At 71.1% G+C, this 22,689-nt stretch carries 19 protein-coding genes, 1 tRNA gene and 1 pseudogene; 14 read left to right on the top strand and 7 right to left on the bottom strand.

What is annotated here, in order from left to right; translation table 11 throughout:
- Positions 1-1,125: M16 family metallopeptidase (locus tag Asi02nite_RS11860; protein WP_203712491.1), on the top strand; the 1,125-nt coding region annotated here is incomplete at its 5' end.
- Complete coding sequence (gene nudC, locus Asi02nite_RS11855; protein WP_203712490.1) at positions 1,122-2,081, top strand: NAD(+) diphosphatase; 960 nt, start codon at positions 1,122-1,124, stop codon at positions 2,079-2,081. The genes Asi02nite_RS11860 and nudC, both read left to right, overlap by 4 nt.
- A gap of 140 nt (positions 2,082-2,221) precedes the next feature.
- Here nudC and Asi02nite_RS11850 read toward each other — a convergent pair whose 3' ends face one another.
- Positions 2,222-2,467 (bottom strand): mycoredoxin, encoded by a 246-nt coding sequence (locus Asi02nite_RS11850; protein WP_203712488.1) that lies wholly within the window; start codon positions 2,465-2,467, stop codon positions 2,222-2,224.
- Positions 2,468-2,541: 74 nt separating this feature from the next.
- Here Asi02nite_RS11850 and Asi02nite_RS11845 point away from each other — a divergent pair, with 74 nt between their 5' ends.
- From Asi02nite_RS11845 to Asi02nite_RS11835, 3 genes are all read left to right on the top strand, one after another.
- Entirely contained in the window at positions 2,542-4,713 is a 2,172-nt protein-coding gene (locus Asi02nite_RS11845) for an ATP-dependent DNA helicase UvrD2 (RefSeq protein ID WP_203712486.1), read from the top strand.
- A 124-nt stretch (positions 4,714-4,837) separates the two neighbouring features.
- The gene (locus Asi02nite_RS11840; protein WP_203712485.1) at positions 4,838-5,086 is read left to right on the top strand and encodes a hypothetical protein; all 249 of its coding nucleotides are present in this window, start codon (positions 4,838-4,840) and stop codon (positions 5,084-5,086) included.
- 131 nt (positions 5,087-5,217) lie between these two features.
- Positions 5,218-5,589, top strand: coding sequence for a WhiB family transcriptional regulator (locus Asi02nite_RS11835; RefSeq protein WP_203712484.1), 372 nt, complete (start codon positions 5,218-5,220; stop codon positions 5,587-5,589).
- A 380-nt stretch (positions 5,590-5,969) separates the two neighbouring features.
- Here Asi02nite_RS11835 and Asi02nite_RS11830 read toward each other — a convergent pair whose 3' ends face one another.
- Complete coding sequence (locus Asi02nite_RS11830; RefSeq protein ID WP_203712483.1) at positions 5,970-6,581, bottom strand: hypothetical protein; 612 nt, start codon at positions 6,579-6,581, stop codon at positions 5,970-5,972.
- A 55-nt stretch (positions 6,582-6,636) separates the two neighbouring features.
- Positions 6,637-7,167 (bottom strand): M48 metallopeptidase family protein, encoded by a 531-nt coding sequence (locus tag Asi02nite_RS11825; RefSeq protein WP_203712482.1) that lies wholly within the window; start codon positions 7,165-7,167, stop codon positions 6,637-6,639.
- A gap of 516 nt (positions 7,168-7,683) precedes the next feature.
- Here Asi02nite_RS11825 and Asi02nite_RS11820 point away from each other — a divergent pair.
- Both Asi02nite_RS11820 and Asi02nite_RS11815 read left to right on the top strand, forming a co-directional pair.
- On the top strand, positions 7,684-7,851 hold the full coding sequence (locus Asi02nite_RS11820) for a DUF5679 domain-containing protein (RefSeq protein ID WP_170215861.1): 168 nt from the start codon (positions 7,684-7,686) through the stop codon (positions 7,849-7,851).
- 334 nt (positions 7,852-8,185) lie between these two features.
- Positions 8,186-9,514: an ABC1 kinase family protein gene (locus tag Asi02nite_RS11815; protein ID WP_203712481.1), complete on the top strand. Its 1,329-nt coding sequence runs from the start codon at positions 8,186-8,188 to the stop codon at positions 9,512-9,514.
- 949 nt (positions 9,515-10,463) lie between these two features.
- Here Asi02nite_RS11815 and Asi02nite_RS11810 read toward each other — a convergent pair.
- Positions 10,464-11,678, bottom strand: coding sequence for a zinc-dependent metalloprotease (locus Asi02nite_RS11810; RefSeq protein ID WP_505605485.1), 1,215 nt, complete (start codon positions 11,676-11,678; stop codon positions 10,464-10,466).
- Between the two features lie 172 nt (positions 11,679-11,850).
- Between Asi02nite_RS11810 and Asi02nite_RS11805 the strand changes: the two genes are divergently transcribed.
- The 6 genes from Asi02nite_RS11805 to Asi02nite_RS11780 all read left to right on the top strand — a co-directional run bounded on the left by Asi02nite_RS11805 (position 11,851) and on the right by Asi02nite_RS11780 (position 18,439).
- Positions 11,851-12,864, top strand: coding sequence for a YlbL family protein (locus Asi02nite_RS11805; RefSeq protein ID WP_203712479.1), 1,014 nt, complete (start codon positions 11,851-11,853; stop codon positions 12,862-12,864).
- Between the two features lie 61 nt (positions 12,865-12,925).
- Positions 12,926-15,910: a UPF0182 family membrane protein gene (locus tag Asi02nite_RS11800; RefSeq protein ID WP_203712478.1), complete on the top strand. Its 2,985-nt coding sequence runs from the start codon at positions 12,926-12,928 to the stop codon at positions 15,908-15,910.
- A gap of 78 nt (positions 15,911-15,988) precedes the next feature.
- A tRNA-Met gene (locus tag Asi02nite_RS11795) sits at positions 15,989-16,062 on the top strand.
- Positions 16,063-16,410: 348 nt separating this feature from the next.
- Positions 16,411-16,590 (top strand): hypothetical protein, encoded by a 180-nt coding sequence (locus Asi02nite_RS11790; RefSeq protein WP_203712476.1) that lies wholly within the window; start codon positions 16,411-16,413, stop codon positions 16,588-16,590.
- Between the two features lie 15 nt (positions 16,591-16,605).
- The gene (locus Asi02nite_RS11785) at positions 16,606-17,847 is read left to right on the top strand and encodes a hypothetical protein (RefSeq protein WP_239126655.1); all 1,242 of its coding nucleotides are present in this window, start codon (positions 16,606-16,608) and stop codon (positions 17,845-17,847) included.
- Positions 17,834-18,439, top strand: a complete 606-nt coding sequence (locus tag Asi02nite_RS11780; RefSeq protein WP_203712474.1) for a class F sortase — start codon at positions 17,834-17,836, stop codon at positions 18,437-18,439. The genes Asi02nite_RS11785 and Asi02nite_RS11780 overlap by 14 nt, the downstream gene beginning before the upstream one ends.
- A 59-nt stretch (positions 18,440-18,498) precedes the next feature.
- On the opposite strand, the pseudogene Asi02nite_RS41520 reads toward Asi02nite_RS11780, so the two are convergent.
- A pseudogene (locus Asi02nite_RS41520) lies at positions 18,499-18,788 on the bottom strand (IS5/IS1182 family transposase); the annotation flags it as partial.
- Between the two features lie 15 nt (positions 18,789-18,803).
- Positions 18,804-19,289 (bottom strand): hypothetical protein, encoded by a 486-nt coding sequence (locus Asi02nite_RS11775; RefSeq protein WP_203712472.1) that lies wholly within the window; start codon positions 19,287-19,289, stop codon positions 18,804-18,806.
- A gap of 409 nt (positions 19,290-19,698) precedes the next feature.
- Here Asi02nite_RS11775 and Asi02nite_RS11770 point away from each other — a divergent pair, with 409 nt between their 5' ends.
- Positions 19,699-20,790, top strand: coding sequence for a hypothetical protein (locus Asi02nite_RS11770; RefSeq protein WP_203712470.1), 1,092 nt, complete (start codon positions 19,699-19,701; stop codon positions 20,788-20,790).
- Positions 20,791-20,826: 36 nt separating this feature from the next.
- On the opposite strand, the gene Asi02nite_RS11765 is transcribed toward Asi02nite_RS11770, so the two are convergent.
- On the bottom strand, positions 20,827-22,680 hold the full coding sequence (locus Asi02nite_RS11765) for an AfsR/SARP family transcriptional regulator (RefSeq protein ID WP_203712468.1): 1,854 nt from the start codon (positions 22,678-22,680) through the stop codon (positions 20,827-20,829).
- Positions 22,681-22,689 lie beyond the last annotated feature (9 nt).

The raw sequence follows: 22,689 nt of genomic DNA, 5'->3' as shown, positions 1-22,689 counted from the left end.
ACGCTGTTCTCCGGCACCGCCGACATGTCCACCGTGGAGATCGCCGCCGAGCTCCAGTCGGTCGGCGGCGGGTTGTCCGCCTCGGTCGACCCCGACCGGCTGATGATCAGCGGCAACGGCCTGGCCGCCGGGCTCACCCGGATCCTGGAGGTCATGGGCTCGGTCCTCGACGGCGCGGCCTACCCGACCGACGAGGTCGGCACCGAGCGGGACCGGCTGGTCGACCACATCCAGGTCGCCAAGAGCCAGCCCGCGCACCTGGCCCGCGAGGCGCTGCTGCAGCGGCTCTACGGGCGGCACCCGTACGCGGTGCAGACGCCGGAGCCCGAGCAGGTGCGCGCGGTCCGGCCGGCGCAGCTGCGGGCCCTGCACGCCGAGCGGGTGCACCCGTCCGACGCGACGCTGGTGCTGGTCGGCGACTTCCAGCCGAAGCGGGCGCTGGACACCGCGGAGGCGGTGCTCGGCTCGTGGAACGGCGGTGGCAAGGACGTCACGCTGCCGGCGGCGCCCGCCCCGTCGCCCGGTCCCGTGTTGATCGTCGACCGGCCCGGCTCCGTGCAGTCGTCGCTGCGGATGGCGCTGCCGGCCGTGCCGCGCACGCACCCCGACCACGCCGCGCTGCAGCTCGCCAACCTGATCTTCGGCGGTTACTTCTCGTCCCGCTGGGTCGAGAACATCCGCGAGGACAAGGGCTACACGTACGGGCCACACTCGACGGTCGAGCACGCCGCCGCCGGGTCCGTGGTGCAGCTCTCGGCCGAGGTGGCCACCGAGGTGACCGGGCCGGCGCTGCTGGAGACGCTCTACGAGCTGGGCCGGCTGGCCACGGTGCCGCCGGGCGAGGACGAGCTCGAACAGGCCCGCAACTACGTGCTGGGCACGCTGATGCTGGGCATCTCGACCCAGGGCGGGCTGGCCAGCCTGGCCAGCACGTACGCGGGGGCCGGGCTGCGGCTGGACTTCCTCACGTCCTACACCGAGCAGTTGCGGGCCGCGACCCGCGACGACGTGACCGCCGCGGCGGCGAAATACCTCGCGCCGTCCGGCGCGGTGACCGTGATCCTCGGCGACGCCGAGCAGATCGAGGCGCCGGTGGCCACGCTGCGCGAGGTGGAGCTGGAATGACGGCCGTACCGCCCCTCGCCCGGGCCACGCTCGACCGGGCGGGGCACCGGCGGTCGGACCCGCACTGGCTCGAGGCCGCGTGGCCGTCCGCGCGGCTGCTGCGGGTCGACTCGACCGCGGGGACCGCGCTGTTCCGCGACGTGGTGACCGGTGACGCCGCCGACGCCGCGGTGGGCGCGGTGCTGTCGCTGGTGCTCTCCAACACCGCCGGGGTCGACCTCGCGTCGGCCGTCTTCCTGGGTGTCGAGCCCGACGGGGTGGCGGTGTTCGCGGTCGACGGTGCGCTGCCCACGGTGGCGGGCACGCGGCCGGCGAACCTGCGCGACGTCGGGCACCGGTTGGACGACCGGGACGCCGGTCTGTTGACGACGGCGCTGGCGCTGCTCAACTGGCACTCGCGCAGTGCGTACTCGCCGCAGACCGGGCAGCCGACGACGGTGGGCGACGCGGGCTGGTCCCGGGTCGACGCCGCCGGCAACCAGACGTGGCCGCGCACCGACCCGGCGATGATCGTGCTCGTCAACGACGGGGTCGCCGGGCCGGAGGGGCGCTGCCTGCTCGGCAACAACGCGACGTGGCCGAAGAAGGCGGGCTTCCGGCGCTTCTCGTGCCTGGCCGGCTATGTCGAGCCGGGGGAGTCCGCCGAGGCGGCGGTGACCCGTGAGGTGTTCGAGGAGGTCGGCATCACGCTCGACCGCGTCGACTACGTCGCGAGCCAGGCGTGGCCGTTCCCGGGGTCGCTGATGCTGGGGTACTCGGCGGTCGCGGACGCGACGCAGCCGATCAAGGTCGATCCGGCGGAGATCACCGAGGCGCGGTGGTTCACCCGCCGCGAGATCCACGCGCTGCTGAGCGGCCAGACGGTCGATCTGGGCACGCCGGAAGAACCGGCGGTGATGACGCTGCCCATGGAAGTGTCGATCGCGCACTACCTGATCACGACCTGGGCGGGTTGATCCTCGGGTCTCGGTTGTGTGCCGCGGACCCGGCTAGGCAGGGGCCGGTTCGTGGCCCCTGCCTTTTGCGCGCGGGAGCGAGCGGTCGTACGCCCGACGGACGTGCGCAAATCTTCCTGGTCTTGACCTTTTGCCGTGGGTCAGGCGGTTTCGAGCGCCGCCAGATGCTGCTTGACCTGCGTGATCGACGGGTTGGTCATGGCGGTGCCGTCGTCGAAGCGCATGGTCGGCACGGTCTGGTTGCCGCCGTTGACGCTCATGACGTAGTCGGCCGAGGCGGGATCGCGCTCGATGTCGATCACCTCGTAGGCGATGCCTTCGCGGTCGAGTTGGGACCTGAGGCGGTGGCAGTAACCGCACCACGAGGTGGAGTACATGGTCAGCATCGAGGGTTCCTCCGGGGGGAGTTGGGGGTCTCCGTTTCGGAGAACGTCAGACCTGGCTGTCATGATTCCTGACTGTGGCGGTTGACTCTCCGGCGGAGCAGGTCCTCGCGGGCCTCGACCCCGAGCAGCGCACCGCGGTGATCGCGCCGGCCGGGCCGGTGTGCATTCTGGCCGGTGCCGGCACGGGCAAGACGCGAGCGATCACGCACCGCATCGCTTACCGCACGTTGCGTGGTGAGACGGCGGGGCGGCACGTTCTGGCCGTCACCTTCACGGCGCGGGCGGCGGCCGAGATGCGGGCCCGGCTCGCGGCGCTCGGCGCGTCCGGCGTGCAGGCGCGCACGTTCCACGCGGCGGCGCTGCGGCAGGTCCGCTACTTCGCGCCGCGGTTGCTGGCCGGCCGGGAGTTGCCGGAGCTGATCGAGAGCAAGGCGCGGCTGGTCGGGCTGGCGGCGGCGCGGGTGGGCGTGCGCACCGACCGCACCGGGGCCCGTGACCTGGCCGGCGAGATCGAGTGGGCGAAGTCGTCGCTGGTCGAGCCGGGCGAATACGCGGTCGCGGCCGCCAAGGCCACCCGGGAGACGCCGTTCGAGGCGGCCAAGGTGGCCGAGGTGTTCGCCGCGTACGAGCAGCTCAAGCGGGGCAACGGGGTGATCGACTTCGAAGACCTGCTGCGCGCGGCGGTGTGGGGGATCGAGGAGCACTCCGACGTCGCCGAGCAGGTGCGGGCGCAATACCGGCATTTCGTCGTCGACGAATATCAGGACGTCAACCCGTTGCAGCAGCGCCTGCTCGACGCGTGGCTGGGTGGGCGCGACGACCTGACCGTGGTCGGTGACGCGTCGCAGACGATCTACTCGTTCACGGGCGCGACGTCGGCCTATCTGATCGACTTCCCGCGGTTGCGGCGGTCGGCGGTGGTGGTGCGGCTCGTGCGTGACTACCGGTCGACGCCGCAGGTGGTCGGGTTGGCCAACGCGGTGATCCGGCAGGCCCGGGGCTCCGAGGCCCGGCTGCGGCTGGAGCTCGTCGGGCAGCGCCCGTCCGGTGCCGAGCCCGAGCTGCGGATCTTCCAGGACGAGCCGGGGGAGGCCGCGGCCGTGGCGGCGCGCTGCCGGGCGCTGATCTCGGCCGGCACGCCGGCCCGGGAGATCGCGGTGCTGTTCCGGACCAACGCGCAGTCGGAGGCCTACGAGAAGGCGCTGACCGAGGCCGAGGTGCCCTACGTCGTGCAGGGGGCCGAGCGGTTCTTCGAGCGGGCCGAGATCCGGCAGGCGCTGGTGGCGCTGCGGGCGGCCACCCGGTCCGTCTCGTCCGACGAGCCGTTGGTGCGGTCGGTCGCGGCGGCGTTGGAGGCCGTCGGTTGGGCGCCCGAGCAGCGGCCGCCGGGTGGCGCGGCGCGGGAGCGGTGGGAGGCGCTGGCCGCACTGGTGCAGCTGGCGTCGGACTTCGCGGCCGCGCCGGTGCTGTTGCCGATCGGCGAGGGCGCCGTATCGTCGCGCCCGGCCTCGCTGGGTGACTTCGTCGACGAGCTCGCGCGGCGGGCCGCGGCGCAGCACGCGCCGACCGTCGAGGGCGTCACGCTGGCGTCGCTGCACTCGGCCAAGGGGCTCGAGTGGGACGCGGTCTTCGTGGTCGGGCTCTCCGACGGCACGCTGCCGACGACCTACGCCAAGACGCCCGAGCAGGTCGAGGAGGAGCGGCGGCTGCTCTACGTCGGGGTGACCCGGGCGCGGGAGTGGCTCTGGCTCTCCTACTCGATCTCGCGGTCGCCGGGCGGGCGGCCGCGGCGGGCGTGCCGGTTCCTGCCGCAGTTCGACGGGCGGTCCGGGGGTCCTTCCGGCGCCGGGGCCGGCCTGTCGAAACTGAGTCGCAAACCTGACAGCCGGCCGCCGCGGATCGTCTCCTGTCGGGTCTGCGGGGCCACGCTGCTGGGTGGCGCCGACCGCAAGCTGGGCCGGTGCGGGACCTGTCCGTCCGATTTGGACTCCGAGCTGCTGGATCGACTGATTGCGTGGCGGGCGCGTGTTTCCGCAGGTCAGCGCGTTCCGGCCTACGTGATCTTCACTGACGCGACGCTCGTGGCGATCGCCGAGCGCAAGCCGGCGCAGCGTTCCGACCTGATCGCCATCGCCGGCATCGGGCCCCGGAAGCTGGGTCTTTACGGCGACGCGGCGCTGGCTCTCGTGGCGGGTGCGACGGTTGATGATCTTGAGCCAGAAAAAACTTCTGCGAATGACCCGTAAAACCGTTTGCCCTCCCGAGAGGGGGAGGCATAGCCTCAGAGCACACCAGGTGAGAGCCCTGCTCAAGCCTGGTCAGGCAGAGATATCCGTTCGCATGACGAGTCAGCAGAAGGAGGTGGCCCCGGTGGCAAGCATCTACACGACCCGACCGTGGTCGCCGACCGCTGCCCCGTGCGCCGTGGAGGCTTCGCGCCTGCACGCGCACGCCCAGGCTCCGATCGCGCCGGAATATCGGGCCCAGGCTCAGGCCGAGCTGCTCCTGGTGCCGACTGCCGTCGCGTTCAAGGGGACCAATGGGTCCACGGTCAAGGGCATTCAGGTCAAGGGCGGCATGGATGTCCGCGGCGTTCCACCTCGAAGTAGGCCGGTCTAACAGACTTAGACCTCCGGCTCACTTCGAGGCCGCGGAACCCGTAACCCGGGATCCGCGGCCTCAGTTTTTTGCACCACCCGTTTTTGAAGACCGGTCCATGAGACCGAACGCGAGAGAGAGGTGACCGGGCGATGAGCCTGGCCTTGGCCAACCTGGACGCGCACAGCGTCGGGTTGGACGCGGAACTGCCCTGTCGGAAGTTCGACCCGGACCTGTGGTTCGCGGACGCACCTACCGAGCTCGAAGTGGCCAAGTCGCTCTGCGGGGACTGCCCGCTGCGCGTCGAGTGCCTCGCGGGCGCGGTCGAGCGTGCCGAGCCCTGGGGCGTCTGGGGCGGCGAGATCTTCGAGCGCGGCGCGGTCGTCCCCCGCAAGCGGCCCCGTGGCCGTCCGCGCAAGGAGGACGTCGCCCGCGACGCCGTCCTGCGAGTCGAGGTCGAGGCGCGGCTGGCAGCCGATGGGCTTGCCGACCAGCCGCGCGTCGCGGTCCGACTGGCGGCCTGACATGCCGACGGTCCGCGTAACCCCCACCACCACTACCGAGAGAACTGCGAAGAACCCCGCCATGACCAGTGTGAACGGAGCCACGGAGATGAATCTCATCCAAGAAGCGTTGTCCCGAGCGCGAATGCGACTGCCTCAGACCGGCAGGAAGACGCGCTCTGAGGCCAACCGATCCGCCCGCAACATCGCCATGCAGGCCCGCCGCGAGTCGGCGCGCCAGATGGGCGGCTGGTAGATCACATCGCTTTCCATCACGCGGCCCGCTCCCTTCGGGGGGCGGGCCGCTCGCTATGCCGGCAGGTCGGTTGGGCAGCCGGCCGAAAACCCGGCGGTGCCCGTCGAACCCGGCGGGGCCGCTCCCGCCTCCGTCGTGGGCGGCGTCAGGCCGGGTAGGAACCGCCGCTGAGCAGGGCGCGGGTCGCTTCCCAGCCCTCCACCGCCTGGTCGAGTGTCGCCAGGTCGGACGGACCGCGCAGGCGGCGCCAGGCGGGCGCCGTCGCCACCTCGGCCGGGTTCGGGGAGTGCGGCCGGATGCTGGTCGCGGCCACGTCCGCGTCGAGGTCGATCTCGGGCAGCCAGTCGGGCGCGGGCAGGCGCGACGCCACCCCCAGCAGGCCCGGGCCCTCGGCCGGCGCCACGGCCAGCGTCTTGGTGGTCAACGGGCGGAACAGCTTGCCCAGGATGAGCCCCGGCAGGTCTGGCGCGTCCGCGGCGATCACGGCCGCCTGGTCGTAGCCGTCGGCGGCCGCCGCTGCCAGCGTGGCGTTGACCGTCGTCGTGCGTACCTCGTAGATCTGCATCGAGGGCCAAGCCACCGCCTCCGCCAGCGGCAGGTCCGCCGGGGTCGCGGCGATCGCCGGGTCGACCTCGTTCAGGGTCGCGAGCAGGTCGACGACGTCCTCGGCCAAGGCGTGGCGCCACTTGCCGACCTCGATGCCGGGTGGGGACCAGGTCACCGGGGTCAGCAGGACGGCGATCACGCGGCGGGTCATGCAGCCAAGGTTAGGCCGGTGGGTCTGGCGGTGACCGCGTGGCTGTCGGCCGCGGTCAGTCCGCGAGGACCAGGCCGGTGCTGGCGGCGACGCCCTCGAGATAACCCCGGGCGCGTTCGGTCTTGTCGTAGCGGCCCACGAGAGCCCAGAAGCGGGCGTTGTGGCTGGGGACGACGAGGTGGGCGAGCTCGTGGAGGAGCACGTAGTCAATCACCCAGTCGGGCATCTCCTGGATGCGGTGGGAGATGCGGATCGACCTGTCAGCGGGCGTACACGAGCCCCAACGGCCATTCTGGTTGGTCACCCACCGGACACTCGCCGGTTGGGCCGTGCGGGCGTACTCAGCCAGGTACTGACCGATCAGGCGCTGCGAGCGCGCCTGCAACTCGGCGTCGCTGCGGCTGAGACGCTGCTCACGGGCGGCCAGGCGGGCGAGCATCTTGTCGACCCACTCGGTTTCTTCGGCCCGCGAGAACTGGTCGGGTATGAGCACGACCACGCGCTCACCGTCGCGATACGCGGACACCGTCCGGCGCCGGCGCTGTGAGCGCCGTACCTCGACGACCGGCTTCCGCGTGGCGGCCACTACCGCACCCCGGAGCCCCGGGTTCCGTTCACGAAGGCACGCTAACCGGTAGGTGCCATGCTGCCGCAAGGGCCAACACACACGGTCACGCCGGGAAAATGATGGTTGGTCCCAGGACGTCCGGAAAAAATTTCGCGGGTACGCAGGTGACGGTGGGCCCGCTGCGCCTCGAGGGACCTTACGGCACACGCTAAGGGATGCCGCGCCCGGATGTGCCGTATTCGGCGTGATCCCGCTCGCAGGAGCGCTTTGGTCGGCGTGTCCCGAGCGAATCTGACTATTCCGGCCGAGTCCGACATGCACACTCGTCCCCGTCAGGTGTCGCATCGCACTACCAGTTCGGCCCCGTCGCTGGTGATGATCGGGTTCCTGACATGGAACCGCCCGCATGTGGGTAGGGTCCGCGGACCGGCGGTCGCACGTGTGACCGTGGAGAAAGCCCCGACAGCGGCGCCTCGGTGCCGCGCCCGGGCATTCGCCGGGGCAAAACCGGCGAACAAGAACTAGGAGGGCATCGTGGCCGACAAGGCCCAGACCTACAACGGGTACTGCGTCAAGTGCAAGGAGAAGCGCGACTTCACCGGCACCGTCGAGGTTTCGAAGACCGGTATGAACATGGCCAAGGGCAAGTGCCCTGTCTGTGGCACCACCGTCAACCGGATCCTCGGCAAGGCGAAGGTCTGATCCGCGCCGATCGCGGGAGGGGGCGGCCGTCACCGGCCGCCCCCTCCCGCGTTTTCGGACAAACACGCAGTGTCATGACGACCGGACGGTCGAATGACCGCCCGGTTGTGGATAACTCGCCGGAAGCTGTGGATAACCCCGTGTACATGGCCCGCCACCTGTGGACAACGACTCGACGGACAGCAGGTGACGGTGACATTCTGTTACTCCGTGGCGACGTTCAGGCTCCCGTGGCCAACGGTCCCCCGTCCGGAGGTGTGGATTCTGTGGAGACGCTGTGCACGCGAAGAACTATGATCTTGGGTCGTCGTGAACCGTCGGTCACAATGATCTGGTGAGCGACATCCCGCGCCAGGCCGTCACCCGCGCCGCCAAGCTCGCTTCGCTGCCGCTCGGCTTCGCCGGGCGGTCGATGCTGGGCTTCGGCAAGCGGATGACGGGCATGGCGTCCGATGCGATCTCCGCGGAGCTGCAGCAGCGCACGGCCGACCAGGTGTTCAGCGTGCTGGGCCAGCTCAAGGGCGGTGCGATGAAGTTCGGGCAGGCGCTGTCCGTCTTCGAGGCGGCGCTGCCCGAGGAGATGGCGGGCCCCTACCGGCAGGCGCTGACCAAGCTGCAGGAGGCGGCGCCGCCGCTGCCCGCGGCCAGCCTGCACGCCGTACTCGCCGATCAGCTCGGTCCGGAGTGGCGCGCCCGCTTCCTGGAGTTCGACGACACGCCGGCGGCCGCCGCCAGCATCGGCCAGGTCCACCGCGCCGTCTGGAAGAGCCGCGGCAAGACGGGCCGACCGGTCGCGGTCAAGATCCAATATCCGGGCGCCGGCGAGGCGCTCCTGTCGGACCTGCGGCAGATCTCCCGCCTCGGCGCGATGTTCAAGGCGATCCAGCCGGGCCTCGACATCAAGCCGCTGCTCGCCGAGATGCGCGAGCGGATCAGCGAGGAGCTCGACTACGAACTCGAGGCCAGGGCACAGAAGGCGTTCGCGACGGCCTACGCGGGCGACGACGAGATCCTGATCCCCAAGGTCGTCGCCGCGTCGCCCCGGGTGCTCGTCACCGAATGGATCGAGGGCAAGCCCCTCTCGAAGATCATTTCTGGGGGCTCGGAGGAGGAACGCGATCTCGCCGGCGCCCGGATGGCGACCCTGCACTTCTCGGCGCCCGGGCGGGCCCGCCTCCTGCACGCCGACCCGCACCCGGGCAACTTCCGCCTGATGCCCGACGGCCGCCTAGGGGTGGTCGACTTCGGCGCGGTGGCCCGCCTGCCGCAGGGCCTCCCGGAGCCGGTGGGCAGGCTGACCCGCCTGGCCTTGGCCCACGAGGCGGACGCGGTGGTCGAGGGCCTACGGGCGGAGGGCTTCCTGAAGCCCGACCAGGAGATCGACGCGGAGGCGGTGCTCGAGTTCCTGCTGCCGATGCTGGACCCGCTGGCGCACGAGGAGTTCCGCTTCACTCGGGCTTGGCTACGGTCCGAGGCGGCACGGTTGGCGAGCCCGAAGTCGCCCGCGTTCCAGTTGAGCCGGCAGCTCAACCTGCCGCCGTCCTATCTGTTGATCCATCGGGTGACGTTGGGGTCGATCGGGGTGCTCTGCCAGCTGGAGGCCAAGGCTCCCTATCGGGCGATCCTGGAGAAGTGGCTGCCGGGGTTCGCTCCGGTCGGCTGACGCTCGCCTTTGCCGGCGGGCGTAATGGCGCCGGGTTGTTTCGGGGTCCTGGCAGCGGGGTGTTCGGGGTCGCGATGGCGGCGGGGTGTTCGGGGTCGCGACGTGGCGGGGAGCTCGGGGTCGCGACGCCCGGGTTGATCCCGGGTCGTAGGGTGCTGTGCCCTTGTTTCCGGGGCTTTGCCCCGGTCCCCGCCCGATCTGCGGGGACCCGCCCCTAGGGTGTTCGCTGGTCAGCGGCCCGGCCCACGACGACAAGCTTCGCAAGGCAACGGTCCGCCGTTGGGTGCGCCGCGCGGCTCGGGCGGCGTCGTGGGTCGTTCAGCTGCGGTGGATGGCGGGTGTGCGTCGGTGGGTGCGCTGCACGGCTCGGGCGGCGTCGCGGGTCGTCAGCTGGGGTCGTCGGTGACGGGGGTGCGTCGTTGGGTTCGCTCCGTAATCAGTTCCGGGGCCGAGGCGGCCCGTTCGAGCTGAAATCGACGACGAGAGAGTCCGTCGTTGGGCGCGCTCGGAGCGTCGGTCTCGGGTAGCGGTCGCGCGCTGTTCGACCTTTGGCGCGGCGAGTCGACCCTGTGCGTGCCCGTCGCTGGGGCCGAGCCCCTGACCCGACCGCCGCGAACCCCTCGCAGCCGCGTCGTTGCGCGGCCCCGAACCGACCGCAACCAGGCCCGAGCCCACGAGGGCGCCGCCGTCGGACCCGACCCGAATTGCCGCCTCACACGTGGAACGCGCCCCGCGACGAACCGCCACCCGCACAAGATCGAAGGGCCCCATAACCGGACCCTCGGCGGTCACCGCAAGCAGCGGCCTACCCGGGCCGATTCGCCACGGCCCGCTGAACGCAGCCGCTCGCCACGCCTGCGCGCGGGCTAGGCGGCGCGGGCCTGGCGAGCGGAGCGGTCCCTCGCGGGAGGAACGGTCCGCACCAGTGCGGACCCGAGCAAATTATGGGTTATTTGTCCTGTGAATCGCCCTTGGGCGGATTCTCCTGCGGACCGTCGTCGCCGAAGTCGATGTCGCCCAGGTCGTCGAAGTCGCCTAGGCCGCCGTTGTCGAACTGGGACCTGGCGAAGGCCTCCGGGTCCGCGAAGTCTTCCCCGGACGGCAGGAGGTCCGGGTGGTCCCAGAGGCCGTCGCGGCCCTGGACCCCGCGGTGCTCCGTGACCGCCGTCCACAGCGCGGCCGCCTCGCGCAGGCGGCGCGGGCGCAACTCCAGCCCCACCAGCGCCGCGAACGTCTGCTCCGCGGGACCACCGGCCGCGCGGCGGCGGCGGAACGCCTCGGCCAACCGCACCACGTTGGGCAGGCGGTCGCCGACCGCCATGTCGACCACGTGGCCGACCCAGCCCTCGACCAGCGCCAGCGTCGTCTCCAGCCGGGCCAGCGACGCCTTCTGCGCCGGTGTGTCCTCGGGCGTGAAGATGCCCTCCAGCGCCATCTCCTGCATCGACTCCGGGTTGGTCGGGTCGATGCGGCCCATGGCCTCCTCGATCGCCTCCCGGTTGACCGTGATGCCGTTGGCGTAGGTCTCCACCGTGTTGAGGACGTGGCCGCGCAGCCACGGCACGTGCTCGAAGAGCCGCTGGTGGGCCGCCTCGCGCAGCGCGACATACAGCCGCACCTCGTCCTCGGCCAGTTCCAGGCCCGAGGCGAACTCGCGGATGTTGGCGGGGATGAGAGCGCCCGTGCCGGCCGGGCCCAGGGGCAGGCCGATGTCGCCCGCGGAGAGCACCTCCGCGGCCAGCGAACCCAAAGCCTGGCCTAGCTGGCCGCCGAACAGCGCGCCGCCCAGCGTGGTGACCATCGACTGCATCGGGCCGAGTTGGGCGCGGGCCTCCGGTGGCACCAGGTCGCCCATCGCGTTGACCATGCGGCCCGCGACCGGGTTGCAGAGCTTCTGCCAGACGTCGAGCGTCCGGTAGATCCACTCGTTGCGGTTCCAGGCGACCGCGGCCTTCACGCCCGAGGGCAGGGCTACCGCCTGCTCGAGCCAGAGATCAGCGAGGCGGAGCGCCTCCTCGACGGCGTTCCGCTCATAAGGAGACACAGCGGGGTCGCCGGCCTGGGAAAGCTGTGCGGCGGCTACCTGGCGCGCCAGGTCCCAGTTGACCGGGCCCGAGCCCGGCGCCGCGAGCAGTTGCTGCAGCTGAGCCATGAACTGCTGCATCTGCTGCGGGTCGTTGGGGTCCGGCGGCTGGCCGCCCGGGAGCGCGAAGCCAAACGGAATATCAGGCACATGTCAACGGTACGCGCGTCGGGCGCGACCGGCCGTACCGCATGCTTAAGCCCAGGGAGAACTCCGGGAACGCCATTCAGGGACACTCGGTACAGTTCCCGCCATGAAAAGTCGAGGCGTGACGGTTCTGCTCGGCGCCGTGATCACGGTGCTGCTGAGCTTCGGGGTGCTCTCCGCCCCGGTTCCGTACGTCGTGCTCAGTCCCGGCCCCACCGTCAACACCCTGGGCAAAGAGGCCGACAAAGAGGTCATCCAGATCTCCGGCACGCAGACCTTCAACTCCGCGGGGCAGTTGCGACTGACCACGGTCAAGGTGGCGCCGGAGACGAAGCTGCTGCCCGCGATCGCCGGCTGGTTCTCCGACGACGAGGCCGTCGTGCCGCGCGAGTTGATCTATCCGCCCGACCAGACCGAGCAGCAGGTCGAGCAGCAGAACGCCGAGGACTTCCAGGCGTCGCAGACCAGCGCCGAGACCGCGGCGCTGACCGAGCTCGGCTACCCGATCCAGGTCACGGTGAGCAAGGTGACCGCCGACGGGGCGGCCGCCAGCACGCTCAAGGCCGGTGACGTGATCACCTCGGTCGACGGGAAGCCGGTCAAGGCCGCGCCCGACCTGACCGACGCCGTGCGGGCCAAGCCGGCCGGGACCACGTTCACCGTCGGCTACACCCGGGGTGGGCAGCCCGCGCAGGCGGCGATCACCACGAAGGCCGTCAACGGGCAGCCGCGGATCGGCGTCGAGATCGAGCAGAAGCAGCCGCACCCGTTCGACCTCAAGTTCGACCTCGAGGACATCGGCGGGCCGAGCGCCGGCCTGATGTTCACGCTGGGCATCATCGACAAGCTGGGCGCCGACGACCTCACCAGCGGCAAGATCATCGCGGGTACGGGCACGATCGACGACCAGGGCAACGTGGGTCCGATCGGCGGCATCCCCCAGAAGCTGGTCGGCGCCAAGGACGCCGGCGCGGTCGCCTTCCTGGTGCCCGCCGACAACTGCGAAGAAGCGAAGAACAACGCGGTCGACGGCCTGCCGATGTACAAGGTGGGCACGCTCGACGAGGCGCTCAACGCGCTCAACGCGCTGAAGAGCGGCGGCACCGCCCCCATGTGCTGACCCCCCGTAGTCTGAACACCGCCCCCTGAGCTAACCAAGCGTTGCGGAGCCAACTGTGGTCATGCGTAGCAGTCCCCTGCCGAGAATGAGCCGCCGTGGCCGCGTGACGGTCGGCGTGCTGGTCGGCGTCTTCGTGTTGTTCACCCTGCTCGGTTGGGGCGTCAACGCCTGGACCGACTGGCTGTGGTTCGACGAGGTCAAATACACCGAGGTGTTCAGCACCGTGCTGACCACCCGCCTCCTGCTGTTCCTGGCGGTCGGCGCCGCGATGGCCGTGGTGATCGGCGGCAACCTCTACCTCGCGTACCGGCTGCGCCCGCTGCTGCGTCCGCACTCCTCGGAACAGCAGACCCTGGACCGCTACCGGGTGGCGCTGACGCCGCGGATGGGCATCTGGATCACCGTGGTCTCGGTGGTCGTCGGCCTCTTCGCCGGGCTCTCCGCGCAGGGCCGGTGGGAAACCTGGATGCTGTTCCGCAACGCGCAGCCGTTCAACAAGACCGACCCGATCTTCAACATCGACATCGGGTTCTACGTCTTCCAGTACCCGTTCTTCCGCTACCTGCTGGGCGTCGGCTTCACCGCCGTGGTGCTCGCGGTGATCGGCTCGCTGGCGGTGCACTACATCTTCGGCGGCGTGCGGCTGCAGGGCGGCGGCGACCGCATCACCAACGCGGCCCGCGCCCACCTGACCACGCTCGTCGCGGTCTTCGTGCTGTTCAAGGCCGTCGCGTACGTGCTCGACCGGCGGGCCCTGCTGCTCTCCTACAACGAGGGCGCCAAGGTCTACGGTGCCGGCTACGCCGACGTCAACGCGCTGCTGCCGGCCAAGGAGATCCTCGGCTACATCTCGATCGTGGTCGCGATCGCGATCATCCTGTTCTCGAACGCGATCATCCGGAACCTGGTCTGGCCGGGCGTCTCGCTCGCGCTGCTGGGCATCTCGGCGGTCGCGATCGGCGGCATCTACCCGTCGGCGGTGCAGAGCTTCGAGGTCAACCCGAGCACGCTCGACAAGGAGCGCCCGTACATCAAGAACAGCATCGAGGCGACCAGGGACGCGTTCGGGATCGCGAACGTCGACATGCGGGCCTATCCCGGCGCCAGCGGTGCGCCGCCGGCGAGCCTGGCCACCGACACCTCGATCGTGCCCAACATCCGGCTGCTCGACCCGCAACTGCTCTCGGAGACCTACACCCAGCTCCAGCAGGCGCGCGGCTTCTACAACTTCGGCGAGAAGCTCGACATCGACCGGTACGCGGTCAACGGCAACACGCAGGACTACGTGGTCGGCGTCCGGGAGATCAACTACCGCGGCCTGACCGCGCAGCAGAGCAACTGGCTCAACCGCCACACCATCTACACGCACGGGTACGGCGTCGTCGCCGCGCCGGCGAACCGGGTCTGCAACGAGCAGCCGTACTTCGTCAGCGGTTTCCTGGGTGACGAGGGCAGTGACGGCTGCCAGTCGCCGACCGAGGAGATCAAGACGGCGCAGCCGCGGATCTACTACGGCGAGCAGATGGAGGACGGCGACTACGCCGTCGTCGGCTCGCGGGGCGAGGGCAACAACGCCGAGTTCGACCGGCCGACGGGCAGCAACGAGCAGTACTACACCTACGACGGCGCGGGCGGTGTCCCGATCGGCTCGTTCGCCCGCCGGCTGCTCTACACGATCAAGATGCAGGAGACCAACTTCCTGCTCTCCGAGGCGGTCAACGACAACTCGAAGCTGATGTACGTGCGGAACCCGCGCGACCGGGTCGCCAAGGTGGCCCCGTTCCTGAAGCTCGACGGCGACCCGTACCCGGCGGTCGTGGGTGGTCGGGTGACCTGGATCGTCGACGGCTACACGACGTCGTCGACCTACCCCAACTCGGAGCGGGTCAACCTGCAGTCGGTGACCAGCGACGAGCTGACCGGCCAGGGCACGGTGGCGCAGGTCCGCGAAGAGATCAACTACATCCGCAACTCGGTGAAGGCCACGGTCGACGCGTACGACGGCACCGTGAAGCTCTACCAGTGGGACGACCAGGACCCGGTGCTCAAGGCCTGGAACAAGGCGTTCGGCGGCAACCTGATCACCCCGAAGGCGGAGATCCCAGCCGAGTTGAGCGCACACCTGCGCTACCCGGCCGACCTCTTCAAGGTGCAGCGTGACCTGCTGGCCCGCTACCACGTGAGCGAGCCGAACGAGTTCTTCTCGGGGCAGGACTACTGGGAGGTGCCCAACGCGCCGGACGACCCGGACGGTGGGCAGAAGCAGCCGCCCTACTACCTGATGACCCAGATGCCCGGCCAGGCCGAGCCACGGTTCCAGCTCACGTCGGCGGTCACGCCACGCGGCCGGCAGAACCTGGCCGCGATCATCTCGGCCTCCTACGTCGACGGCCAACCCAAGCTGGAGGCGCTCGAGCTGCCGGACCAGAGCGTGGTCTCAGGCCCGGTGCAGGTCCATCAACAGATGACCAACGCGACGGACGTACGTGGCCAGCTGTCGGTGCTCGCGGCCGACGGCAAGGCCGAGGTGCAGTACGGCAACCTACTGTCACTGCCATTCGACAACGGCATGCTGTACGTCGAGCCGGTGTACGTGAAGTCCAACCAGCAGAACGCGTACCCGCTGCTGCAGCGGGTCCTGCTGTCCTACGGCGACGGCTCCAACGCGGTGCTGGCATCGTCGTTGCAGCAGGGCATCAAGGAGCTCGTGGCGAAGGGCGACGCCCAACGCCAGGCGGCGGGCCAGCCACCGGCGCAGCCGACGCAACCGAACCCACCGCCGGCGGCGGGCGACCAGCCCCCACCGGCGATGTCACCGGAGCTCGCGCTCGCGGCCCAGCGGGTCTCGGACGCCATCACGGAGGTGGAGGCGGCCCAGGCGTCGGGCGACTTCGACAGGTACGGCAAGGCGCTGACGGACCTGAAAACGGCGACGGACGCGTTCCAGGCGGCGCAACGCACGGCCACGAACCGCCCGGCGACGACGACGCCGACCCCGACACCGACGGCCCCGGCCTCGGCCCCACCGCCGACGCCGCAAGGCTGAGCCACAAACGGGGGCTGGCGGCACGCCGGCCCCCGTTTTGGCGGTGAACCACAGGGTGCGCTAGTGTTAACGAGCCGACGCGGGGTGGAGCAGCTCGGTAGCTCGCTGGGCTCATAACCCAGAGGTCGCAGGTTCAAATCCTGTCCCCGCTACAAAGCAGAACGGCCCCTCAGGGATTCCCTGGGGGGCCGTTCTCGTGTGTATGGGGGGCGAGCGCTTCGGCCAGCTGTGCGGAGGCAACGACCGGTCCGGACTGCTCGATACATGACTCGGCGAGGGTGAGTTGGGCCACCGTGGACGGGCGCGATGGGTGGCGGTCGGGTAAGTCTCGCTCGTTCTGCCGGACCAACGCCTCCACTCCGCTTCCGCTGCCCGCCCAATCGCGCCACGCGACAGCATCCGGTGCCGCGAGGTCGGGCTGATCTCCGAGCAGGCGGCTGGCGGGACTGGCGACGGCCGGGCCAGCTTCAGGAGCAACCGGGCTGCCCGGATACCGCGGGGTGGCGGGCGGCGACTACCTGTTCGACGGCGCGGGCGGTCCGATGCGCGGGCGCGACCGGGTCGTCACCGCGGCCGGCCGGACGTTCGTGATCCAGTGGCGGACGCCGCGCGACGCGTGGCAGGCCAACCTGGCCAATCTGGCCGTCATCACGCAGAGCTTCCGTCCGCCGGGCGGGTGAGGGGACGGGTCACCCATGACCGATAGTCGCACCCGGCGCGCGCTGGCTGTCTTCGTCGTCGTGCTGACCGGCCTGGTCGCCGGTTCGTCGGCGCTGGACCGCGTCGGTCACCTGCCGCTGGCCGCGCCGGCGCCTGCTGACGCGGCGCTCGCCCTGCAGACGAACCTCGCCTATCACTCGGTGCTGGCCGCCGACCTGATGCGCAGCCGGATCCGCGGCGACGAGGACCTGGCCCGGGCGGCGGAGGGTGCGGTCGCCCGCAACACCGACGCGATGCGCGACCTCGTCGGCGCCGTGCTCGGTGACCAATGGGCCGAGGAGTTCCGTCTGTTGTGGAGCGCCCACGTCACGGCGCTGTCCAACTATTCGAGCGGGGTCGAGGACCCGGGCGCCCGGGACGCGGCCCGCGCCGCGCTGTCCACTTTCGAGGGTGATCTGGCCGGCTTCCTGGCCACCGGCTCGCGCGGTCGGCTGAGCCGGGAAGCGGCCCGGGCGGCGGCCTACCTGCACGTCGACCACCTGATGCGACAGGCCGACGCGTACGCGGCCCGCGACTACGCGCGGGCAGACCAGCTCTACCGCGAGGGGTACGCGCACACGTTCGCGCTCGGCGAGACGATCGCCGCCGCCCTGCTCGGGCCGGCGGGCGCCGAGGCGTTGCGGGAGCCGGGGTGGCGGTTGCGGTCCCAGCTGGCCCGGCTGCTGGGCGAGCACGTCGTGCTGGCGGTCGCGGCCACCCGCGCGGGCGTCACGAACGCGCCGGACTTCGCGGCCGCGGGCGAGGCCGTCAACGCCAACACCCGCGACTTGGCGGGCGCGATCGACACGCTGTTCGGGGCGGCGGCGGCGCAGGGTTTCCAGTCGCTCTGGGCGGACCACGTCGACCAGTTGATGGCGTACACGGGTGGTGTGGCGGCGGGCGACGCCGGCCGTCGCGAGGCGGCGGTCAACCGGCTCAAGGCATTCGAGCGGGAGTTCGCCGCGTTCCTCAGCACGGCCACGGCCGGCCGCCTCCCGGCGACGGCGCTCGCGGGCACGCTGCTGACCCACGACCAGATGCTGATGGCCCAGATCGACGCCTACGCGGGGAAGCAGTACGAGCAGGCGCACGACAGCGCGTACTCGACCTACCACCACATGGGCGAGGTGGCCGGCGACCTGGCTTTGGCGTTCAGCGGCACACTCGGCGACCGCGCGCCGGCGGGTGGTTCGCAGACCGGTTACGGCGGCACGGCCGGGCACCATGGGCCGCGCTGACCTCCTGTGGCGGGCGGTCGCCGTGCTGGCGGCGCTGCTGGTGGGCGGGAGCACGCTGACGGCCAGCGCGCCTCGCGCGGAGCCGGTGCCGGCGGCGCCGCCCGGTCCGCTGGCGGTCGACTCGTTCCGGTCGGCACGCAGCTATGCGGCGGTCGCGGCACCGGTCCGCCTCCGCATTCCGGCGGCCGGGATCGACACGGCGCTGGGGTCGCTGGGCCGCAACCCGGACGGCACGGTCGAGGTCCCGACGGACCCGGCGGAGGCGGGTTGGTTTGCCGAGGGCCCACGCCCTGGCCAGCCAGGCCCGGCGGTGATCCTGGGGCACGTGGACTCACGTACGGGGCCGGCGGTCTTCTACGCCCTGCCGACGCTGCGCCCGGGCACGCTCGTGACGATCGACCTCTCCGACGGGACGGGGGTGGCCTTCCGGGTGGCGGGCCAGCAGCGGGTGGCGAAGACGTCCTTCCCGACGGACGAGGTCTACGCCCCAACCCTGCGCCCATCACTACGCCTCATCACCTGCGGCGGCACGTTCGACCACACGTCCCGCCACTACAGGGACAACGTCATCGTCTACGCGGACCCGGCTTAGGGTGTGTCCTGCCGATCGTCGAAGCCAGATCAGAGCGCCGATGAGTAGTGGTGATGAGTGGTAGAGCGATCGGGTGGTCGTCTGCCCTGGCTACCTTTGGCGGCCTGGCGGGCGACCTGGTCGGCGCGTTCCGGGATCGGGGGGTCGATGTCCGGCCGTCGCAGGCCGGCCCGGGTGGGGTCATGGGCGTGGCCTTGTACGCGATCAGCATGTCCCGGCTATTTCCGGGACCGGCCCGGGCTGCCCTCATGGAACCAGACGCGTCCAGCAACGCGAGCAACACCGACAGAGGCTGGCCGTGACCGTCGACCGCGAGGTGAATCTTCGTTGTCAGGCCAGCCCGCGAGCGACGCTCCTGAAATGATCAGCGGCGGCGTCCGAAGTAGCCGCGCGTCCATGCCGCCGTGAACCGGCTCAGGGTGATCGGCCCCACCGACCACAGGTAGGCCGCCATCAGGAGCAGCCCTCCACCGCCGATCAAGAGCAGCAGCCAACGGGGCAGCTCCTGCGACACCGGGGCTGGAGCGCAGCCGGTACGTGTGTAGTCGAGGGTCATCCGCGTCTCCGTTGCCGGGACGCGCTCCTCCGGAAACGCCGTCCGGTCGATGCCGCAGAAAGCCGGTCCGTCTATGGTGTCGATTCGCAACAGCGCCGAGGAAGCTCGGCCGCTGTTGCCGGGCTCGACAGCGACCACGGTGCCCGTGACCAGCTCGCCGGACGGTGGTGGCGGCCCCAGGTCGGCGAACAGACCGGCCAGGAGAAAGCCGGTCGACGCGACCACGCCGACGATGACCAACCTGGGCGCGAGCGGCAGGCGAGAGCGTCGCTGGGCACGGCCGGACAGGGGCATGGGCGAGAGCGTAGACGGCTCGATCAGGACGCCACGGAGATCACCGCCGCGCGCCGGACGCGACACGCCGCGAGGCGCGACAGGGGCCGCGTGGGCGTGGCACCGCGGATCTACCGGTGGCAGGAATCTGCAACGAAACGGCCCCTCAGATGGTCATCTGAAGGGCGTTCTCATTTAGCGGGGACAGGATTTGAACCTGCGACCTCCGGGTCATCAGGTGATCGAGCTGAGTCCTTGCCGTCCCTAGGGGGCGTGGCTGGTCCTGGCTGGCGATGCGGGCGGTGGCTGAGGCGTCCCAGCTAGTCGCCGTGGTGGCCATCGTGCCGTGGCGTGTCGTTAGCGTGTCGCGCCGGCTTGTCCGGTGGTCGCGGCCTCGCCTGTCTACTAGCCTTCCGCCATGGTCCGACAAGTGTTCGAGGAGCCCAGGAACCCCCGGTTGCCCCCGCTGCGGACGACCGAGCCGCGCGTCAACTGGTTCTTCACTTCCACGCGGCCGCAGGCAGTAGACGCGCGCCGGATCGTGAATGAGATGTACTCTCGCTTCCCGGACATCGGGCGCCGGCTCCGACGCCGCCTGCGCAGCCGCAGCGATTCCGACCTGTACGGTGCGCTCGACGAGCTGCTGGTCCATGACCTCCTCGTGCGCATTTACCGGGTCGTACACGAGGAGGGGACCGCTGGCACGCGGCCGGACTTCAGCCTCTACGGCGATGACGGCGCGCTCGTCGGCACGGTTGAGGTGGCGTCACTGATGCTGCGCGGCGAGTGGGAGACCGAGAGGCTACGCCACGGTCGGATCGAAGACGCGCTCAACGACCGGATCCCGCCCAGAGCGCACTCGATCGACTTCGAGGTTCGGCGGTGGGATGACGCCGACCTTGAGGACCTGCTCGCCTGGGTTGCGTCCACTCTGGACGACCTGCGCGCCGACCCGCGGGCGCTGCCCTCGGGCTACCTCGGCGTGCCGGAGAAGGTCTTCTCCCGGCCGGCCGCCGAGATCGACTTCCATTTCATTCCGGTGCGGGACGGCTGGGTACCGCAGGCGGATGACCGGATCGCCATAGGCGGGCCGGCGATTGGCGGGTTGCTCAACGGGGCGCAGCGCCTTAGACGAGTGATGGGTGGCAAGGCGGAGAAGTATGACCTGCATGGCAGGCCTTTCGCATCGTGGTTGGCCTGTGGGACAGCCTGTGCGATCTGGACGACGTCTTCGACGCGCTCATCGGGAGCTCGGCGGTGGTCGTGGCCACCGGCGAGTCGACGCGCAACGAGGACGGCCTCTTCGGGCCGTGGGCGCGAGGCGGTGCTCTCGGTAGGCGACCCGGGCTCTCGGCAGTATTCGCCCTGCAGAATTCGTGGCCAGCAGGTCCATATCCGCATCGGATCACGCGATTCGACAACCCATTCGCCGCCAGGCCGTTCCCGGCCGACGCACTGCCCTTCGCGGGGCACTGGGGCCCTGTCGACAGGGGGCCGACCCATGTCCGGGCGGACTGGCTAGCCCGTCCGCCAGATCCAGCGCCCGCCGTGTTCTAGCTCAGGCGAGTGCCGCCAGGTGGTCGGCTACCGGGCCCGCGGTGAGCATTCCGCTCGCGGCGCCGGCCAGTTCGTTGGTTGCTGGTGTCAGGGCGGTGCGGGCGCGGGTGATCCAGGATTGGTCGCCGGCGCGGAGGGCGGCTCGGCCGAGCAGGCACCAGAGCGCCTCCTGGAGCAGGTCCGGTGGCGGGTCCGAGATCTGGCGCAACGCTTCGCCCGCGTCGTCGGCCAGCAAGGGCCGGACCCACGGCGCATACGGGCCCCAGTCCGTGTCAACGGGGACCTCGAGCGGCTCGTCCCGCCACACCCGCAAGCAGAGCAGAGCCAGCGGGAGCAGCCCGGCCTCGACGCCGGGCATGCCGGCGCCGTGCAGAACGGCAGCAGCGGTGTGGAAGGCCGGCTCGGCGGGCGCCCCCGAGGCCGCCAGGCGGAGCGCCGCGTACCAGGCGGTGAAGATCCCCACCAGCGGACGGCCATGGCGCTGCCCCAGACGGTCCGCGGCGTCCGCGTGGACATCAGCCGCGGCGAAGTCGCCGACCGCCGAGCGCGACTGCAACCGCACCAGATGGCCGAGGATCTCGAAGGACGCCAAGCCGTGGCGGGCCGACACGTCGATCAGCTCCGCGCCGATCACGTCTCGCTCCGGGGACAACCCCGTACGGCCGAAGGTTTGCATGTAGCGGCCGTTCAACGCGAACGCCAGCAAGCCGAAATCCCCCAGGCCGCGGGCGATCGCCTCCGCTTCCCGTGCCGCCGCGTGGGCGCGGGGGTTGGCCACACCGCGCGACTCCACCGCGATCGTGGCCAGCAGCCGGGCCCGGACCGCGGGCGGCGAGGTCGACGGCAGACCCGCCAGGGCCCGGTCGGCCGCCACCATCACCCGGGACGCCAAGGCAGGATCGTCGGACCGGGGCCAGATCGCGGGTACGTCGTACGCGCCGATCACCCTGGCCGTGAGCTCCGGGTCGCCTAGGCGTTCCGCCGCCTCGATCGTGGCCAGGCGTTGGTCGCGGGCCGCCGCCAGGCCGCCGCCGACCGCCAGGCCGCGGAGCAGGTCGACCGTCGACTCCAGGCGGGCCGGGGTGCCGGCGGCGACCGTGCGCTCGTACGCCGCCGCCGCCGAGGCGAAGAGCTCCTCCTCCGGTGCGCGGAGGATCTCCGCCTCCAACTGGCGCAGCGCCGGGCCCGGGTCCAGGCCGAGCTGGTCCCGGAGCAGGTCGCCGGCCCGGCGCAGCACCGCGAGCGCGTCCGCCTGGCGGTCCGCACGCCACAACGCCTCCGCGAGCAGGCGCCAGGCCGTTTCCCGCCACGGGTGGGCGGTCACGTGGGCGTCCAGGTCCGCTACCGCGTCCGCCGCGCGGCCCGCGGCGATCAGTTCCGTCGCCCGCAACTCGACCGCGTGCAGGCGCAGTTCCTCCAGGCGGGCCCGTTCGGCGGCCGCCCACGGCTCGTCCAGGCCCGCGTACGCCGGGCCGCGCCACCAGCGCAGCGCCTCCGTCACATCCGCGCCGGCCGCCACCGCGACCTCGAAACGCCACGCGTCGACCGCTTCCCGAGGGAGCCGCAGCGCGTAGCCCGGGCCCTCGGTGACCAGGACCCGCGCGGGCGTGCGGGGCGGGCGGTCGGGCTCCAGCGCGCGGCGCAGCGCGGCCACGAACGTACGCAGCGCGCTCACCGCGCCCGCCGGTGGCGCCTGCCACAGGTCGTCGACCAGCGTGTCGACCGGGACCACCCGCCCGCCGGCCGCGACCAGGCGGGCCAGCACCGCGCGGTGTCGTGGGCCGCGCAGGTCGACCGGTGCACCACCGGCATCCCAGGCCACCACCGGGCCCAGCACGCCGATCTCCACCGCCACGCAGGTCAA

Source organism: Asanoa siamensis (assembly GCF_016862555.1).
In the GTDB taxonomy this organism is placed as follows: Bacteria; Actinomycetota; Actinomycetes; order Mycobacteriales; family Micromonosporaceae; genus Asanoa; species Asanoa siamensis.
Note: the sequence above shows the minus strand (reverse complement) of the source record. Positions and strands in the feature narration are given on the sequence as shown.

Coding starts and splice junctions, on each gene's coding strand:
- nudC (WP_203712490.1), top strand. CDS start 1,122: ATGACGGCCGTACCGCCCCTCGCCCGGGCCACGCTCGACCGGGCGGGG.
- Asi02nite_RS11850 (WP_203712488.1), bottom strand. CDS start 2,467: ATGCTGACCATGTACTCCACCTCGTGGTGCGGTTACTGCCACCGCCTC.
- Asi02nite_RS11835 (WP_203712484.1), top strand. CDS start 5,218: ATGAGCCTGGCCTTGGCCAACCTGGACGCGCACAGCGTCGGGTTGGAC.
- Asi02nite_RS11830 (WP_203712483.1), bottom strand. CDS start 6,581: ATGACCCGCCGCGTGATCGCCGTCCTGCTGACCCCGGTGACCTGGTCC.
- Asi02nite_RS11810 (WP_505605485.1), bottom strand. CDS start 11,678: ATGCAGCAGTTCATGGCTCAGCTGCAGCAACTGCTCGCGGCGCCGGGC.
- Asi02nite_RS11805 (WP_203712479.1), top strand. CDS start 11,851: ATGAAAAGTCGAGGCGTGACGGTTCTGCTCGGCGCCGTGATCACGGTG.
- Asi02nite_RS11800 (WP_203712478.1), top strand. CDS start 12,926: ATGCGTAGCAGTCCCCTGCCGAGAATGAGCCGCCGTGGCCGCGTGACG.
- Asi02nite_RS11785 (WP_239126655.1), top strand. CDS start 16,606: ATGACCGATAGTCGCACCCGGCGCGCGCTGGCTGTCTTCGTCGTCGTG.
- Asi02nite_RS11780 (WP_203712474.1), top strand. CDS start 17,834: ATGGGCCGCGCTGACCTCCTGTGGCGGGCGGTCGCCGTGCTGGCGGCG.
- Asi02nite_RS11775 (WP_203712472.1), bottom strand. CDS start 19,289: ATGCCCCTGTCCGGCCGTGCCCAGCGACGCTCTCGCCTGCCGCTCGCG.